Below are 432 nucleotides of genomic sequence, written 5' to 3' on the forward strand. Positions count from 1 at the left end.
GCGCTGGGGCGCGGGGGGGGGGGGGGGGGGTGCGCGCGGGGGGGGGGCGGTGCCGCGGGTGGGTCGGGCCCCCCCCCGGTGGTCCGCGCCTCCTCGGCGCGGGGCGTCAGTAGCGGAGGACGGCGGCGATGCGGCCCTGGCCGTCGAGGGTGCCGCCGGGGACGAAGCGGACCTCGGCGCCCGTGTCCAGGGCCCGTTCGACGATCTCGTCGACCATGTCGTCGCGGGCGCCGGCGTCGCCGGCCTCGGCCGGCTGCAGGTGGTCGCCCTCCTCGCGGACGACCGTCCGGTAGTCCTCCTCGACGGCGACGAGCCGCGCCCGGCCCTCCTTGGCCGCCCGCCACACCTCGTCGAGGGCCCCCGCCCACACCCGCCCGCCCCCGGGCGGCGCCCGCCTCGGCGGGCGCCGCCGGGCCGGGGGGGGGGGCGCCC

Annotated in this window: 1 pseudogene; it reads right to left on the reverse strand. The window is 83.6% G+C overall.

Annotation, left to right across the window (positions count from 1 at the left end):
• Positions 1-106 precede the first annotated feature (106 nt).
• A pseudogene (locus tag ACFW1I_RS37595) lies at positions 107-432 on the reverse strand (hypothetical protein); the annotation flags it as partial.

The sequence above is a fragment of the Streptomyces sp. NPDC058955 genome, assembly GCF_042741435.1.
Taxonomy (GTDB): domain Bacteria; phylum Actinomycetota; class Actinomycetes; order Streptomycetales; family Streptomycetaceae; genus Streptomyces.